The following is a 16,185-nucleotide window of genomic DNA, read 5'->3' on the forward strand; positions in this document are numbered from 1 at the left end:
CATGTTCTGTCGTCTCAAGGACTTCCGGCGGATCGCCACCCGTTACGACAAACGCGCCGACGTCTTCCTCTCCGGCGTGTTCTTGGCCGCCGCCGTAGTATGGTGGGCCAATTGAGTCCGGACCCTAGACTGAGTATTTTGAATTTCACCCAAGGACTGTTGAACTATATGCAAGTTAATTTTGTCTTCCGTCCTTAACGCAATTTCTATTCGTTTCTCCCATTGCTGAATTTTCTCATTAAGAGTTCTCCAATCTTCTACGAATTTTCCAATTTTTGGCGCGTGATCGACCCACCAGCGATATAAACTTGCTTGCCGAGGATCAATAGGATGCTCGGTTAAGTCGGAACCCGCAACGAAAATTCGACGCATTCCGGTGATCCGAATCCGCGCTTCTTGAATATGATCCCACGTCGCCCATCCGAAATGGATCACATGGTATAGAAGAATCAAAAATAAGACTTCATCGACGACCGTTTTATCGAGATTATCGACCGTTAACCCCCATATTTGTCCGCTGATCGCGAGATCGTAACATTTGTAAACAAGCGTAATAAAACTCACCAGGATGAGGTTGCGCCTGATCCGCAGAACGTTATCGGAAAACTCGGGAAATACGGGTTCGCCGAGGATTTTTTCGACTTCCTGGCGGTCCTTAGCCATTTGTCGGCCCTACTCCGCCGCAGCCTTGATCTTTTCGCCGTTGATGACCAGCGCGCCGTCGCCCGCGGTCACGCGCACGGTTTCGCCGTCCTTGATCTTGCCGGCGAGAATCATCTCGGCGAGCGGGTTTTGCAGCGTCTTCTGGATCACGCGCTTCAAGGGCCGCGCGCCGTAGACCGGATCGAAGCCCTGGTTGGCGAGCCAAGTGCGCGCGCGCGTATCGAGCTCCAGCGTCACCTTGCGCTCGGCGAGCAGCTTGCGCAGGCTGCCGAGCTGGATGTCGACGATGCCGTCCATCTGCGCCCGGGTCAGGCGGTGGAAGAGGATGATCTCGTCGAGCCGATTGAGGAATTCGGGCCGGAACGCGCGGCGCACCACCTCCATCACCGGACCGCGCACTTCTTCCGAATCGTGACCTTCCTCCTGGCCGGCGAGGATGTCGCCGCCGAGATTCGAGGTCAGCACGATGAGCGTGTTGCGGAAATCCACTGTCCGGCCGTGGCCGTCGGTGAGCCGGCCGTCGTCGAGCACCTGCAGCAGCACGTTGAACACGTCCGGATGCGCCTTTTCGATCTCGTCGAACAGGATCACCTGGTAGGGCCGGCGGCGGACCGCCTCGGTCAGCGCGCCCCCTTCCTCGTAGCCGACGTAGCCGGGCGGCGCGCCGATCAGGCGGGCGACCGCGTGCTTTTCCATGTATTCGCTCATGTCGATGCGCAAGAGCGCCTGTTCGTCGTCGAACAGGAACGCGGCCAGCGCCTTAGTCAGTTCGGTCTTGCCGACACCGGTCGGCCCCAGGAACAGGAACGTGCCGATCGGGCGGTTCGGGTCCTGGAGCCCGGCGCGGGCCCGGCGCACCGCGTTGGAAACCGCGGCGAGCGCCTCGTCCTGGCCGATGACGCGGCCGCGCAGGCGTTCTTCCATCTTGAGCAACTTTTCGCGTTCGCCCTGCAGCATCTTATCGACCGGAATTCCGGTCCAGCGCGAGACCACGGCGGCGATGTGTTCGGGCGTCACCGCCTCGTGCAACAGGCCGGCCTCGCCCGCCTTCTCGGCCGCCTGCAGCTTGGCCTCCAGGCGCGGGATCAGGTCGTATTGCAGTTCGCCCGCCTTTTCGTATTTGCCCTCGCGCATGGTCGCCTGCAGTGCGATGCGCGCCTGCTCCAGCTGTTCCTTGAGCTTGGTCGCGTTGGCGAGGGTTTCCTTCTCGCCTCGCCAGCGCGCGGTCAGTTCCTCGGAACGCCTCTCCAACCCGCCCAGTTCCTTTTCCAGGTTCTTGAGCCGGTCGCGCGAGGCCGCATCGGTCTCCTTGCGCAGCGCCTCGCGCTCGATTTTGAGCTGGATGATGCGCCGATCGAGTTCGTCCACTTCCTCGGGCTTGGAATCGATCTGCATGCGGAGACGGCTCGCCGCCTCGTCCACCAAGTCGATCGCCTTGTCGGGCAGGAAGCGGTCGTTGATGTAGCGGTGCGAGAGCGTCGCCGCCGCCACCAGCGAGCCATCGGCGATGCGCACGCCGTGATGCATTTCGTAGCGTTCCTTGATCCCGCGCAGGATCGAGATCGTGTCCTCGACCGTCGGTTCGCTCACGAACACCGGCTGGAAGCGCCGCGCCAGCGCCGCGTCCTTTTCCACGTGCTTACGGTACTCATCGAGCGTGGTGGCGCCGACGCAGTGCAATTCGCCGCGCGCTAACGCCGGCTTGAGAAGATTGGAAGCATCCATGCTGCCTTCGGCCTTGCCCGCGCCGACCAGGTTGTGCATCTCGTCGATAAACAGCACGATCTCGCCCGCCGCCGCCGTCACCTCGCCGAGCACCGCCTTAAGGCGTTCCTCGAACTCGCCGCGGAACTTGGCCCCGGCGACCAGCGCGCCGAGATCGAGCGCCATCAGGCGTTTGTTCTTGAGGCTTTCCGGCACGTCGCCCTTGACGATGCGCTGCGCCAAGCCTTCAACGATCGCGGTCTTGCCGACGCCGGGCTCGCCGATCAGCACCGGATTGTTCTTGGTCCGGCGCGACAGCACTTGAATCGTGCGTCGGATTTCCTCGTCGCGTCCGATCACCGGATCGATTTTGCCCTCTGCCGCGTCCTTGGTCAGGTCGCGGGCGTATTTCTTGAGCGCGTCGTAGGAATCCTCCGCCCGCTCGCTGGTGGCGGCGCGGCCCTTGCGGAATTCGTTGATCGCCTGATTGAGCTTTTGCGCGGAAAGGCCCTGCCGCGCGAACAGTTTCGCCGACCCCGCATCGGGACTCATGGCGAGCCCGAGCAGCACATATTCGACCGTAACGTAGGAATCGCCCGCCTTTTCGGCAAGCTGCGCGGCCTGATCGAGCACGCGCGCGGTTTCCGGCGCGAGATAAACCTGACCCGCGCCGGAGCCTTCGACCCGGGGGATTTTCTGCAATTCGGCCGCGACATCCTGGCCGAGGCGTCCAGCGTCCCCGCCCGCGCGCTCGATCAGCTTCGCCGCCAGTCCTTCGCGGTCGTCGAGCAGGACGCGCAGCAGATGAAGGCTTGCGAGCTGCTGATGGTTGCTGCGCAGCGCCAAACTTTGCGCGTTTTGAATGAAACCGCGCGCGCGTTCGGTGAATTTTTCGAGGTCCATCGGCGGTCCGTCCGGAGTGGATTTAACCCCAGACTAAATAAGGGCGCCCGCCGATTTCGCAAGCGGGCCCTGCCCCTCGCGTTAAGGCCTTCCTCGCGTCAGGTCGGCTGCGGACTCGGCGGACGGGCGTCGCCGGCTTCCTCGCCGGCCTGCTCGAAGCCCGCTTCGGGCTGGCCGTCGAGACCGACCGGCATGGACGACGGAACGTTCGGATTGGTCCCCGGCTGACCGCCTTGCGGGGGGCGGGCGCCGCCGTTGCCCTGGCGGTTGGCATTGTCGAAATTGAGGATCCGGTAGTAATGCTCGGCGTGTTGAAGGTAGTTTTCGGCGGCGATGCGGTCGCCCTGCGCGGCGGCGTCGCGCGCGAGCGCCAGGTACTTTTCCAGGACTTGTTGCGCGGTGCCGCGGATTTTGACCTCCGGCCCGCTGCTTTCGTAGCTGTGATGGCGGTGGCCGTGATGGCCGCCGTGACCGTGGAATCGGCGGCCGTTGTTGTTGGGCGGCCTGCCGCCGCGCCTCATGTTCGAACCGTGTTTCATGACACCTGTTGGATTTTGAAAAAGAACGCCCCCGCCTTGGCGACTATCGCCTCGGCGCGTCCGCGCGGCCAAAAACCACTCTCTCGTCGGTCATCGACAACCGGCTATGGGGGAGCGAAAACGGGCAGGTTCCGCGCTTGGCGATCCGAAAAACTCAGCGGATATCGAACCGGCCCATTGAAAAAGCCTAGTCGGGATTCCCCACTTTTCCAACCCCTATTTTGGGGCCGCGCCCGCGCGAACGCGATTTCGCCGGGGCCGTGGCCAGAACGACACACCTGGGCCTGCCCGCGAGATCGCGCCGGATTTCGGCGACGCGGAGGCCGGCGCGGCGGGCCAGGGCGCAAACCGCGCCCTCCTGGCGCCAGCCGATTTCAAGGCATGCGAAGCCGGCGCGCCCAAGCAGGCGGGAAAGCCGGGGCACGATGCGCCGGTAGGCGGCAAGACCGTCCCGGCCCCCCACCAGCGCCGGCTTGGGATCGTAGAAGCGCACCTCGGGTTCGAGGGTCTGCCATTCCCGTGCCGTGACGTAAGGCGGATTGGCGAGAACTATGTCAAACGGACCGACGAGCGCTTTGGTCCAGTCGTTCCGCCGCCAGCGCACCCGGCGCGCGAGGCCGAGCCGGGCTGCGTTCGCCCGCGCGCAGGCGAGCGCCGCCGGTTCCGCGTCCACCCCGAGGCCGGTCGCGCGCGGCAATTCGGCAAGCAGCGCAAGCAACAGGCAGCCCGACCCGGTGCCGAGATCGAGCACGCGGAGCCGGGCGGAGCGATCCCGGACGCGGGCAAGCGCGGCCTCGATCAGGGTTTCCGATTCCGGCCTCGGCACCAGCGTCGCCGCGTTGAGACGAAAGGAGAGGCTCCAGAATTCGCGCTCTCCGGCCAGCCGCGCGAACGGAACCCGCGCCGCGCGCGCGGCGACCAACCGGGCGAAAGCCGCTTCCTCGGGCGGAGCGAGCGGGCCCGCTTTGCGCGCGAATACTTCCGCCGGACTGGCTTGAAGGGCGAGTTCGGCGAGCCGGCGCGCTTCGCGCGGGGCATCCTCGATCCCCGCGCCGGCAAGAACGCGTGCGGCCTCCGCCAAGCGCCGGGCGAGCGGCACCGATAAATAGGTCATGCGATTTCGGCGAGTCGGGCGGCCTGATCGTCGGCGATCAGGGCTTCGACGAATTCGTCCAGTTCGCCGTCCAAGACGCGGTCGATCTTGTGCAGAGTCAGGTTGACCCGATGGTCGGTCACGCGCCCCTGGGGAAAGTTGTAGGTGCGGATGCGCTCGGAGCGGTCGCCGGTGCCGACCTGACTCTTGCGCGCGGCGGCGCGCTCGGATTCGCGCTTTTCACGTTCGTGCTCGTAAAGGCGGGCGCGCAGGAGTTTCATCGCCTTGGCCTTGTTCTTGTGTTGCGATTTTTCTTCCTGGCAGGCGACCATCACGCCGGTCGGAATGTGGGTGATGCGGACCGCGCTGTCGGTGGTGTTGACGTGCTGGCCGCCGGCGCCTTGCGAACGGTAAGTGTCGACGCGCAAATCCTTGTCCTCGATCTTGAGGTCCACGTCCTCGGCCTCGGGCAGCACGGCGACGGTCGCGGCCGAGGTGTGGATGCGCCCGCTCGCCTCGGTCACCGGCACGCGCTGGACCCGATGCACGCCTGATTCGAACTTGAGCCGGGCGAAAACGCCCGCGCCCGCGATCTCGGCGATTCCTTCCTTGAGGCCGCCGAGCCCGGTGTCCGACATCTCGATCGGCTGGAATTTCCAACCATGGCGGTCGGCGTAGCGCTGGTACATGCGGAAGAGATCGGCGGCGAACAACGCCGCTTCCTCGCCGCCGGTGCCGGCGCGCACCTCGAGGATCGCGCTTTTTTCATCGGCCTCGTCCTTCGGGATCAGCAGCAGCCGCACGCGTTTTTCCAATCCCGGGAACTTCTCCTTGAGTGCGAAATATTCGCTTTCGGCGAGCTTTCGCATTTCGCCGTCCGAAGTGTCGTCGGCCATCAGTGCCTTCAGACCCTCGGCCTCGGCGCGCGCCTTATCGAGCGCGTCGATTGCCTCGACCACCGGGCCCAAGTCGGCGTATTCCTTGGCGAGCCTGGCGAAGTCGCGACCCGCGTCGCCGGACGACATCAGGTGCGCGAGTTCGTCGCGCCGCGCCTTGATGCGCCCGAGCTTGTCGTCGATGTTCACGGCTTGCCGTCCTTGTCCGTCCGTCCGTTGTCGCCGAACAGCTCCTTCAGCGCGCGTTCGGCGTCGGCGATGCCAAACCCGGCGCGCGGGTGCGCGGCGAGCGAGCGCAGCGCGCTCGTCGGCGCATGCAGCAGCCGGTTGACCAGCAGCCGGGTCGCCTTGTCGGCGTCGCCGCCCGCGTCCTTGAGCGCGGCGGCGCGCGCGTCCTCGAAGGCGCGGCGCAGGTCCGCGAGCGCCGGCACCGCCTGGCGCATCAAACGATTCTGAAGAAACGCGCGCACTTCGTCCTCGAGCACCTCGCGCGCGCGGGTGCTTTCCTGCTCGCGGCCGGCGCGGCCGCGCATCGCCACCCGTTCCAGATCGTCGAGGGTATAGAGAAACGCGCCGTCCAAGTCATTGACCGCGGGCTCGATATCGCCCGGCACCGCCGCGTCGATCAGGAACATGGGCCGGCGGCGCCGCATACGCAAGGCCTCCTGCACGTGGGCAACCGAAATCGCGCGCGCCCGCCCGCCGAGAGATGCCAGGACCACGTCGGCGCCGGCCAGCCGCTCGACCAGCGGCTCGAACCGGGCCGCGTGGCAGCCGAACCCGCGCGCGGCGGCCTCCGCGCGGCGCGGGTCGGGATGGATGACGGTCAACGCGACGAGTCCCGCCGCCTGAAACTCGCGCGCCATGATTTCGCCCATGTCGCCGCCGCCCAGCACGAGCGCGGCGCGGGGCGCGAGATCGCCGAAAATCTCGCGCGCGATTTCGACCGCAGCGGCGGCGATGGAGACCGGCCGGCGGCCGATGTCGGTTTCGCTGCGGATGCGCTTGCCGGCGGCGAGCGCCGCCTGCATCAAGGCGTCCATTTCCGGACCAGCGAATCCGAGCTCCCGGGCGAGCGCGTACGCGTCCTTGACCTGCCCGAGCACTTCGGGCTCGCCCACCACCAGACTGTCCAAGGATCCGGCAACGGCGAAGGCCTGGCGCACGGCGTCCTCGTCGAGAAGGGCGTAGGTCTGGCCCGTCATCTCCGCGAGCGATACCGCGCCGTGGGCGGCGAGGAGGTCGAGAACGACCCGCGCCGCCGCATCCGGATCGGGGTGCGCCGCCTGCACCTCGATCCGGTCGCAGGTCGAAAGCACGATGCCCTGGCGGATTCCGGCCGCGCGCAAGCGCTCGATGAACCCGGGCAGCGCGTGTTCCTCGATGAACAGCTTGTCGCGCAGCGTGATGCCGCTGGAGCGGTGGTTGACGCCCACGACCACGTAACGTGCGGGAGATTGGTCGCTCATGGCCCCGCTATCGGTCGCGAGCGAGGCGGTCCTCGAGCGCGGACAAGGGCACTTCCGCCTGTTCGCCCGTGGTCATGTCGCGCACCGTGGCGATCCCGCGCGTCAATTCGTTTTCGCCGAGCACGACCGCGATCCGCGCCCCGATCTTGTCGGCGCGTTTCATGCGCTTGCTCATGTTGCCGGAAAACGCCATGTCGGCGGCGATGCCGGCGCGGCGGAGTCGCTGCACGATCTTGAGCGCAGCGGCGGTTTCGGCCGGGCCGACCGGGACCACGGCGACGGGGGGCGCTTCGGACGCGGGCTCGGTCAACAGGAGCGCAAGCCGTTCGATTCCCGCCGCCCAACCGATGCCCGGGGTCGGCGGGCCGCCCAGCTGCTCGACCAAGCCGTCGTAACGACCGCCCGCCAGCACGGTGCCCTGCGCGCCAAGGGCCTCGGTCGTGAACTCGAAGGCGGTATGGCTGTAATAATCGAGGCCGCGCACCAGACGCGGGTTCAACCGGTACGGCACGCCGACAGCTTCCAGCGCGCGGCATAGACCGTCGAAGAACGCCTTCGAGGCATCGTTGAGACTGTCCTCCATCGGCGGCGCGCCGGCGACGATACGCCTGTCGCCTTCGTCCTTGGAATCGAGGATGCGGAGCGGATTGCGCTTGAGCCGCGCCCGGCTATCCTCGGAAAGCTGCGCGTCGAAATCGCGCAAATACGCAACCAGCCTGTCGCGGTAGACGGCGCGGCTTTCCGGATCGCCGAGGGTGTTGAGTTCGAGCGCGCATTTGTCGGCGACGCCAAGCTCCTCCAGCAGATGCCGGCCGAGTGCGATCACCTCGGCGTCGCCGAGCGGATCATTGACGCCGAGCAGTTCGACGCCGATCTGGTGGAATTGGCGCATCCGGCCTTTCTGCGGGCGCTCGTAGCGGAACATCGGCCCGCGATAGAAAAGCTTGAGCGGCAACTGCTGTTGCAGGCCGTTGGAGAGAAACGCGCGCACCACGCCGGCGGTGTTTTCCGGGCGCAACGTGATGCTGTCCCCGCCCTTATCCTGGAACGTGTACATCTCCTTGGTCACGATGTCCGAGGTGTCGCCGAGCGAGCGTGCGAACACGTCCGAGAACTCGAAAATCGGCGTCGCTATTTCGGCGTAGCCGTAACGGAGCGCAAGCGCGCGCGCCGTTTCCTCGACGCGGCGATGGCGGCGCATCTCCTCAGGCAATATGTCGCGGGTGCCGCGAACTGGCTGCAACGCGGGCATGATCGATGCCTCGCTATCGGGACGCGGCGCGCGGGACGGGCGCGGGTTCGCGCGCGGTGTCGCGGCGCGGATAATGACTCGCGACGTAATCCTCGACCATGCGCTGGAAGTCCTCGGCGATGCCGGCGCCGCGCAACGTCGCGACCTTGCGCCCATCGACGAATACCGGCGCCGCCGGTTCCTCGCCGGTGCCGGGCAAGCTGATGCCGATGTTGGCGTGCTTGCTTTCGCCGGGACCATTGACGATGCAGCCCATCACCGCGAGCGCCATGGTCTCGACGCCGTCGTGGGTCTTGCGCCATTCCGGCATGCGCGCGCGCACGTAATCCTGGATCTTGCCGGCCAGTTCCTGGAACACGGTGCTGGTAGTCCGCCCGCAGCCGGGGCATGCGGTGACCAAGGGCGCGAACGAGCGCAATCCCATGGTCTGGAGAATCTCCTGGGCGACGATCACCTCGCGGGTGCGGTCGCCGCCCGGCTCGGGCGTGAGCGAAACGCGAATGGTGTCGCCGATGCCTTGCTGCAACAGAACGGCCATCGCCGCGGTCGAGGCGACGATGCCCTTGGAGCCCATGCCGGCCTCCGTCAAACCGAGATGCAGCGCGTAATCGCAGCGCCGGGCGAGATCGGAATAGACGGCGATCAGGTCCTGCACGGCGCTGACTTTGCACGAGAGCACGATCCGGTCGCGCCCGAGGCCGATCTCTTCCGCGCGCCGGGCACTGTCCAAGGCCGAACGCACGATCGCCTCGCGCATCACCGCGTTTGCGTCCTTGGGCGACGGCAATTTGGCATTTTCATCCATCAGATGCGCGAGCAATTCCTGATCGAGGCTGCCCCAGTTGACCCCGATCCGCACCGGACGGCCGTATTTGAGCGCCATTTCGATCATGGTGCCGAACTGGCGGTCCTTCTTGTCGCGAAAGCCGACGTTGCCGGGGTTGACGCGGTATTTCGCGAGCGCCTCGGCGCAGGCCGGGTGCTCGGCCAAGAGCTTGTGGCCGATGTAATGGAAATCGCCGACCAGCGGCACGGTGACGCCGCGTCGTTCGAGCAGCTCGCGAATGCGGGGCACGGCGCGGGCGCTTTCTTCGCGATCGACCGTGACGCGCACGAGTTCGGAGCCGGCCCGCGCGAGGTCGGCGACCTGCGCCGCCGTCGCCTCGGCGTCGGCGGTGTCGGTATTGGTCATCGACTGGACGACGATGGGCGCGCCGCCGCCGACGATCACGCCGCCGACGGACACGGGAACGCTCTGACGCCGGACTCCCGGCTCGACCGTGCTGGACATGGAAAAACCCGCTTCGACAGTTCGTTAAGTATCGCCTCTCGCAGGCCCGACCGCAATGGCGCGCGCGGACACGTCCGCGCGCCCGATGCGGCGCCCCCTATGCGGGGTCCGCGGGCGCGGTGCTATTCGGATACGGCGGTGCCTTGCTTAAGGCGTTCGGCGTCGAGCGCGATCGAACGTCGGACCGCGCCTTCGGGACCGAGCGACGGTACGGCCGCGCCATCGACGCGGATCTCAAGCGCCCCGGCGTTGCCCGTGAGCAGGCTCAACCCCTCGCGATCGGGCGCCGTGTAGGTCTCGCCCTCGCGCAAGAGCCGGGTGAGGAGAAGCTCGTTGGCGCCGCCGTCGCGCACCTGGATCCAGCTGTCGGCCTTGGCCAGCACCTCGATGCGCGGGCGTTTCGGCTTTTCGGGCGGCGTTGCCGCCGGCGCCAAGGCCGCGATCGCCGTTTGTGTCGCCGTCGGAGCTGCCGCGGGTGGGAGCGAGGAAGCGGACGACGGGACCGGCACCGAGGCAGCCACGGACGGAGGCGCCGGAGTGAGCGTGGGTGCGGGCGCGGCGGCGGTCACGCTGGAAGGTGGGGCGGAAGGCGCAGACTGCGTATCGGCCTGTGCGCCGAACGACGAGGCCGCCGGCGGAGCCACCGATGTGACGATGGGCGAGGACACGACGACGGCAGGAAGCGCAGCCGCCGCCGGCGCCGGAAGAGACACCGGAGACTTGCTCTCGTTGATTGCAGGCAACGCGGTCGCGGTCGCGGCGGGCGGCGGAGCGGTCCGGCCGTCGTCGCGCGCGAGACGCTCCGGAACGGGCGAGACGCGCGCGATCGAATCGCCATCGCGCGACGTTCCCGCGAGATATGCGCCGTAGGCGACCGCCGCCACCACCAAGCCGACCATCACGACCGCTCCGCTCGGCATCGAACTGTCGGACAGCGGCACCGGGAAAGACAACGGTGGTTTTGTGACGGCAATCTCCGTTTCCACGCGCAACCGACGAACTACTTCCTCGCCGTCGAGCCCGAGATAGTTGGCGTAGGTGCGCACGAAGCCCAGCGCGTACGCCGGGCCGGGTAATTCGTTGAAGCGACCGGCTTCGATCGCCTCGAGGTGGCAGAGGCGAATGCGCAGCGCATCCGCGACCTGCGACAACTCCTCTCCGCAACGGACACGGCTTGCGCGCAACAACGCGCCGACGCCTTCACCGCTCTTGGCTTTCGTTTCTTCCATCAGTCCGGCCAAAACGAGTTCTCCGTTTTCTCGCGCGCGGTGAAAGGAATTTTGCAAAAAAATCGAGTAATTTCAAGAGCAAATGGATTTTCGCCGAAAATTACACCGCGAGCCCGCGCTGGCGCGCAAACCTTTCGAGCGCCGCGCGCGGCGGTTCCCGGCCGTCGCCGGTGACGGTCTGCAGTAACGCCTTGACCTCGTTAAGGTTAACCGACCGGATCATGTCCTTGATGAGTCCGATCGCCGGCGGTGACATGGACAGGTCGCGAAAGCCCAAGCCGATCAAAGCCAGCGCCTCGAGCGGACGGCCGGCCATTTCTCCGCACAACCCCACCGGGCAGCCGGCGCGCCCGGCGCGCGCGACGATATCGCCGAGGCATGTAAGCACCGGAGGCGACAGGGGGTCGTAGCGTTCCGCCAATCCCGGCGCGGTACGGTCGCTGGCGAACAGAAATTGCAGGAGATCGTTGCTGCCGACGGAAACGAAATCCGCGCGCGCAAACAGAGCCTCCAGATCGAACAGCAGCGAGGGCACTTCGAGCATCGCGCCGACACGGAACGGTTCGGGAAGCCTTCGTCCGGCCTTGCGCTCGCGCGCGATCTCGCGTTCGAAGATCGCGCGCGCGGATTCGAATTCCTGAACCGTAGCGATCATCGGGAACATGACGCGCAATTCGCTACCCGCCGCCGCCTGGATAAGCGCGCGCGCTTGCTGACGCAGGATCGCGGGCCGGTCGAACGCGACCCGGATCGCCCGCCAGCCCATCGCCGGATTTTCTTCGCCCGCGCGGTCCCAATAGGGCGCCATTTTGTCGCCGCCGACGTCGAGCGTGCGAAAGACAACCGGTTTTCCCCTGGCCTGCTCGCGGACGCGCACGTAGAGATCGCGCTGGGCGGCGACATCGGGAAACGTCGGCCGGACCAGAAACGGAATCTCGGTGCGGTAGAGACCTACTCCGTCGGCGCCGAATTCGTGCATCAGGCTCATGTCGAGCAAAAGACCGGCGTTGATGTTGACCGCGATTCGCACTCCGTCACGGGTGACGGCGGGTTCGTCGCGTCGCTCGACGTAACCGGCGCGCCGCTCGGCACCGGCGCGAATCGCGTCGCGGAACGCTTTTTTCACGTCCTCGCCGGGGCGAACGATCACCTGGGCGTTGTCGCCGTCGACCACCACGTCGTCGCCCGGCTCGATCTCGGCGAGCGCGCGGGCGCAACGGCCGACGATCGGGATTTCGAGCGCGCGCGCGAGCAACGCGGCGTGCGACGTCGCCGAGCCTTCTTCCAGCACCACGCCGCGCAAACGGGCGGGATCGAAGTCGAGCAACTCGGCGGGTCCGAGCGCGCGGGCCACCAGCACAATGTGTTCGGGCAAGGCCGGACGCGGGCCGCCGTCGCGCCCGGGCGCGCCGTCGATCAGATGCTGGATCAGCCGGTTGGCGAGATCGTCGAAATCGTCCACCCGTTCGCGCAAATAGGGATCGTCGACCTGGGCCAGTCGCGCGCGGATGTCGTTCTGGACCTTTTGCACCGCCGCTTCGGCGGTCAGGCCGCCGTCGATCGCCGCCTCGATCCGGCCGAGCCAACCGGCGTCCTCGGCGATCATCCGGTAGGTGTCGAGCACGTCGCGGTGCGCGCCGGCGGCTTTCAGTTTTCCCGCGCCGAACAGTTCGTCGAGAGCGCCGTGCATGTCGGCGAAGGCGCGCCCGAGCCGCTCGCGTTCGGCTGCCGGATCGTCGGCGACCATGCGATCGATGGCAAAGCGCGGGCGATGCAGAACTGCGGTGCCCAGGCCGACGCCGGGGGAAAGTCGCGTGCCGACGAGCCGTTGCGGCTTGGTCGCAATCACGCCCGCCTCGCGCGCGCCGGCCGCCTGACCGAAGCGCGCGCCCGCGATCATCTCGGCGAGCACCATGGCCACCGTCTGGAGGGTTTCCACTTCCTCGTCGGTGTAATGGCGCCGGGTCCGATTTTGGACCGCGACCACGCCGACGACAAAGCCGTCGCGCAGGATCGGCACGCCCATCATCGAGTGGTAGATTTCCTCGCCGGTTTCCGGTCGGTAGGCGAAATTGGGGTGGGCCTGGGCGTCGGCGAGCGCGAAAGGCCGCGCGCCGGCGGCGATATCCCCGACGATGCCCTCGCCCACCTTCAGCCGGGTCCGGTGCACCGCCTCGGGCTTCAAGCCCTGGGTCGCGAACAACTCCAACACGTCGCCCGGCCGGCGGACATAGATCGAACACACCTCGGCCACCATGTCGGCGGCGATCACGGCGACGAGCCGCTGAAGGCGGCTGCCGGCGTCGCCCGGCCCGGCCATAACGTCGCGCACGCGCGCAAGCAGGCGCCGCGACGCCGGTTGCGTCTTGGACGAATGAAACGGCGGATGCGAATCGTGCGGGATCATGCTCGCGATCGCCTGAAATCCGGCGGGACCGCCCCTTTGCGATCCCTCCGCCGCCGCCTTAGTCGGCGTCGAGACCGTAGGCCGAATGCAGCGCGCGGACGGCGAGTTCGGTGTATTCCTCGGCGATCAGAACGCTGATCTTGATTTCCGACGTGGTGATCGCCTGGATGTTGATGCCTTTCTCGGCGAGCGCGCGGAACATGCCGAGCGCGACGCCGGCGTGGCTGCGCATGCCGACGCCGATAACCGAGACTTTGACCACGTTCTTGTCTTGGATCAGCCCGGCGTAGCCGAGGTCCTTCTTGCGCGCCTCCAGGATGGCGACGGCGCGATCCAGGTCCGCCTTGGTCACGGTGAAGGTGAGATCCGTGGTCTTGCCGTCGGCGGAGACGTTCTGGACGATCACGTCGACGTTGACATTGGCGTCCGCGAGCGGGCCGAATACGGCCGCGGCCACGCCGGGTCGGTCGGCAACCGCCGCGAGCGTGATTTTCGCTTCATCGCGGCTGTAGGCGACGCCGCTGACCAGGGCTTTTTCCACGATTTCGTCCTCGTCCACCACCAGGGTTCCGGGCGCGTCGGAGAAACTCGACAGCACCTGCAGCCGGACGCCCTGCTTCATCGCCAGTTCGACCGAGCGCGTCTGCAGAACCTTCGCGCCGACCGAAGCCATTTCGAGCATTTCTTCGTAGGTGATTTTATCGAGCTTCCTCGCTTTGGCAACGATGCGCGGATCGGTGGTGTAAACCCCGTCCACGTCCGTATAAATGTCGCAGCGGTCGGCCTTGAGCGCGGCCGCCAGCGCCACCGCGCTGGTGTCGGAGCCGCCGCGCCCGAGCGTGGTCACCCGCCCGTTTCGCGTCACGCCCTGAAAACCGGGCACGATCGGCACCTCGCCCGCGGCCATCGCCGCCAGCAAATCCTCGGCCGCGATCGAGTCGATGCGCGCCTTGCTATGGGCCTCGTCGCTCATGATCGGAATTTGCCAGGATAGCCAGGAGCGCGATTTAAGGCCGAGCGCTTGCAGCGCGAGCGCGGTCAGGCCCGTGGTCACCTGTTCGCCGGTTGCCACCACCACGTCGTATTCGCGATCGGCGGCGAGCGCCGCGCCGGGGTCGTGCGCCGCGCGACCGCGGAGTTCGTTGACCCAGGTGACCAGTTGGTTGGTGACCCCGGACATGGCCGAAACCACCACCGCAACCTCGTGACCGGCGTCGCGCTCGCGCTTGACGCGCGCGGCCACCGCCCGGATGCGCTCCAGGTCCGCGACCGAGGTGCCGCCGAATTTCATCACGATCCGCGCCATGGGAGCCTTTCGCTCGTGGATGCGGGTTGCGCCGTGGAAAGCGGGGTTACATACTCTGTCGGCACCCGACTGGCAATAAGCCGACATGGCCGCTCCCCGCACCCGCTTGCGCCCGACGCCCCGGCGCTACCCCTCGACGCGAGACGAGGACGAAATCGCCCGCTTCGAGGCCGACGCCGGGGATTGGTGGCGATCCGACGGCGCCTTCGCGGCGCTGCACCGCCTCAACCCGGTCCGCATCGCCTTTATCCGCGACGCCGTCTTGGCGCACTTCGGGCGCTCCGGTAGGGGCGCGTCATCCAAATATGCGCGCGGGGATTCGCCCGCGCGCCCGTTGAAGGGCCTCGACGTGCTCGATGTCGGCTGCGGCGGCGGCATCGTGTGCGAGCCGCTCGCCCGGCTCGGCGCGCGCGTGACCGGGATCGACGCCGGCGCCGACAACGTGCGCGCAGCCGCCCTGCACGCCCGCGCCTCGCGTCTCGACATCACCTATCGCACCGCCGCGCCCGAAGACTTGATTCGCGACAAGGCCCGCTTCGACGTCGTGCTCAACATGGAGGTGATCGAGCACGTCGCCGAGCCGGGCGCGTTCGTCGAAACCTGCGCCGCGCTGGTGCGGCCGGGCGGGCTGATGGTGCTCGCCACCCTCAACCGCACGCTGAAGTCGCTGCTGCTCGGCAAGATCGCGGCGGAATACGTGCTCGGCTGGATACCGCCCGGTACCCACGATTGGAGCAAGTTCGTCCGGCCGGACGAACTGGCGGGCATGCTTGCGAACGCGGGGTGCGTCGCCATCCGCCGGGCGGGTGTCGCGTTCGATCCGTGGCGGGGCGAATGGCGTCTCGCCGACGATCTCGGCGTCAATTACATGATGGCGGCGGCGAAAGAGAGAAAGCGCGATCCAGCGCGGCGGCGCGGGCCGGCGCGGCCTGTTCAGCTGTCGCGACGGGGACGGCCCGGCAGGGGAAAAACCTCAATGCCCTCGTCGTCGAGGCGGCGGGTGTCGTCCGGGCTGGCCTCGCCGTAGATGCCGCGCTCCGGCTTCTTTTCGCCGTAATGAATGCGGCGGGCTTCCTCGGGAAAGGCGTCGCCGACGTAATCGCAGTTCTCCTCGACGTGACGGCGGATCTTGCCGAACGCCTCCGCCACTTTGCCGGCGATGGTGTGGGCGGCGTCATCCTTGGACTCCACATCGCCGCGGCTTCCGACCACGCCCCTGCCGATGACGTTGGGCGCCATCGGCGCCTTGGCGATCTTGGTCGAGCCGCAAAACGGGCATTCGACCGCGCCCTTGCGATTCTGCGCCTCGAAGCCGGCGCTGCCCTTGAACCAGGCTTCGAACTCGTGATTTTTCGCGCAGCGGAGTTGATAAAGGATCATGGTCCGAAAACTTGGCATATCCGGGGGTGTTTTAAAATGGGAAATGTCCGGGA

The 16,185-nt window shown here is 66.8% G+C and carries 13 protein-coding genes; 2 read left to right on the top strand and 11 right to left on the bottom strand.

All coding sequences use genetic code 11. The features are described 5' to 3' along the window. A partial coding sequence (locus FJ311_00660; GenBank protein ID MBM3949948.1) for an IS5/IS1182 family transposase occupies nt 1–115 on the top strand: 115 nt, incomplete at its 5' end. Between the two features lie 557 nt (nt 116–672). Here the strand turns inward: FJ311_00660 and clpB are convergent. From clpB to FJ311_00710, 10 genes are all read right to left on the bottom strand, one after another. Beyond that, a complete protein-coding gene (clpB, locus tag FJ311_00665; protein ID MBM3949949.1) occupies nt 673–3,270 on the bottom strand; it encodes an ATP-dependent chaperone ClpB in 2,598 nt (865 codons plus the stop codon). A gap of 98 nt (nt 3,271–3,368) precedes the next feature. Continuing rightward, entirely contained in the window at nt 3,369–3,809 is a 441-nt protein-coding gene (locus FJ311_00670) for a DUF4167 domain-containing protein (GenBank protein MBM3949950.1), read from the bottom strand. A gap of 187 nt (nt 3,810–3,996) precedes the next feature. Beyond that, nucleotides 3,997–4,923: a peptide chain release factor N(5)-glutamine methyltransferase gene (prmC, locus tag FJ311_00675; protein MBM3949951.1), complete on the bottom strand. Its 927-nt coding sequence runs from the start codon at nt 4,921–4,923 to the stop codon at nt 3,997–3,999. Beyond that, nucleotides 4,920–5,987, bottom strand: coding sequence for a peptide chain release factor 1 (prfA, locus tag FJ311_00680; GenBank protein ID MBM3949952.1), 1,068 nt, complete (start codon nt 5,985–5,987; stop codon nt 4,920–4,922). Before prfA ends, prmC begins: the two co-directional genes overlap by 4 nt. Further along, nucleotides 5,984–7,267 (bottom strand): glutamyl-tRNA reductase, encoded by a 1,284-nt coding sequence (locus FJ311_00685; GenBank protein MBM3949953.1) that lies wholly within the window; start codon nt 7,265–7,267, stop codon nt 5,984–5,986. The genes prfA and FJ311_00685 overlap by 4 nt, the downstream gene beginning before the upstream one ends. Before the next feature lie 7 nt (nt 7,268–7,274). Then, complete coding sequence (locus FJ311_00690; protein MBM3949954.1) at nt 7,275–8,519, bottom strand: histidine--tRNA ligase; 1,245 nt, start codon at nt 8,517–8,519, stop codon at nt 7,275–7,277. Between the two features lie 13 nt (nt 8,520–8,532). Beyond that, the gene (ispG, locus tag FJ311_00695; protein ID MBM3949955.1) at nt 8,533–9,810 is read right to left on the bottom strand and encodes a flavodoxin-dependent (E)-4-hydroxy-3-methylbut-2-enyl-diphosphate synthase; all 1,278 of its coding nucleotides are present in this window, start codon (nt 9,808–9,810) and stop codon (nt 8,533–8,535) included. Nucleotides 9,811–9,932: 122 nt separating this feature from the next. Continuing rightward, nucleotides 9,933–11,039: a helix-turn-helix domain-containing protein gene (locus FJ311_00700; protein MBM3949956.1), complete on the bottom strand. Its 1,107-nt coding sequence runs from the start codon at nt 11,037–11,039 to the stop codon at nt 9,933–9,935. Between the two features lie 100 nt (nt 11,040–11,139). After that, nucleotides 11,140–13,446, bottom strand: a complete 2,307-nt coding sequence (ptsP, locus tag FJ311_00705; protein ID MBM3949957.1) for a phosphoenolpyruvate--protein phosphotransferase — start codon at nt 13,444–13,446, stop codon at nt 11,140–11,142. Nucleotides 13,447–13,504: 58 nt separating this feature from the next. Beyond that, nucleotides 13,505–14,752, bottom strand: coding sequence for an aspartate kinase (locus FJ311_00710; GenBank protein MBM3949958.1), 1,248 nt, complete (start codon nt 14,750–14,752; stop codon nt 13,505–13,507). 85 nt (nt 14,753–14,837) lie between these two features. On the opposite strand from FJ311_00710, the gene ubiG reads away from it, so the two are divergent. Further along, a complete protein-coding gene (gene ubiG / locus FJ311_00715; protein ID MBM3949959.1) occupies nt 14,838–15,779 on the top strand; it encodes a bifunctional 2-polyprenyl-6-hydroxyphenol methylase/3-demethylubiquinol 3-O-methyltransferase UbiG in 942 nt (313 codons plus the stop codon). Here the strand turns inward: ubiG and FJ311_00720 are convergent. Then, nucleotides 15,686–16,132 carry a DUF1178 family protein gene (locus FJ311_00720; GenBank protein ID MBM3949960.1) on the bottom strand — a complete coding sequence of 149 codons (447 nt, stop codon included), beginning with the start codon at nt 16,130–16,132 and terminating at the stop codon, nt 15,686–15,688. The two genes, ubiG and FJ311_00720, sit on opposite strands and share 94 nt — an antisense overlap. Nucleotides 16,133–16,185 lie beyond the last annotated feature (53 nt).

The organism is Rhodospirillales bacterium, from assembly GCA_016872535.1.
In the GTDB taxonomy this organism is placed as follows: domain Bacteria; phylum Pseudomonadota; class Alphaproteobacteria; order Rhodospirillales; family 2-12-FULL-67-15; genus 2-12-FULL-67-15.

Bases quoted from the DNA above. Each gene is read 5' to 3' on its own strand.
- clpB (MBM3949949.1), bottom strand. From the start codon at position 3,270: ATGGACCTCGAAAAATTCACCGAACGCGCGCGCGGTTTCATTCAAAAC.
- FJ311_00670 (MBM3949950.1), bottom strand. From the start codon at position 3,809: ATGAAACACGGTTCGAACATGAGGCGCGGCGGCAGGCCGCCCAACAAC.
- prmC (MBM3949951.1), bottom strand. From the start codon at position 4,923: ATGACCTATTTATCGGTGCCGCTCGCCCGGCGCTTGGCGGAGGCCGCA.
- FJ311_00685 (MBM3949953.1), bottom strand. From the start codon at position 7,267: ATGAGCGACCAATCTCCCGCACGTTACGTGGTCGTGGGCGTCAACCAC.
- FJ311_00690 (MBM3949954.1), bottom strand. From the start codon at position 8,519: ATGCCCGCGTTGCAGCCAGTTCGCGGCACCCGCGACATATTGCCTGAG.
- ispG (MBM3949955.1), bottom strand. From the start codon at position 9,810: ATGTCCAGCACGGTCGAGCCGGGAGTCCGGCGTCAGAGCGTTCCCGTG.
- FJ311_00700 (MBM3949956.1), bottom strand. From the start codon at position 11,039: ATGGAAGAAACGAAAGCCAAGAGCGGTGAAGGCGTCGGCGCGTTGTTG.
- ptsP (MBM3949957.1), bottom strand. From the start codon at position 13,446: ATGATCCCGCACGATTCGCATCCGCCGTTTCATTCGTCCAAGACGCAA.
- FJ311_00710 (MBM3949958.1), bottom strand. From the start codon at position 14,752: ATGGCGCGGATCGTGATGAAATTCGGCGGCACCTCGGTCGCGGACCTG.
- ubiG (MBM3949959.1), top strand. From the start codon at position 14,838: ATGGCCGCTCCCCGCACCCGCTTGCGCCCGACGCCCCGGCGCTACCCC.
- FJ311_00720 (MBM3949960.1), bottom strand. From the start codon at position 16,132: ATGATCCTTTATCAACTCCGCTGCGCGAAAAATCACGAGTTCGAAGCC.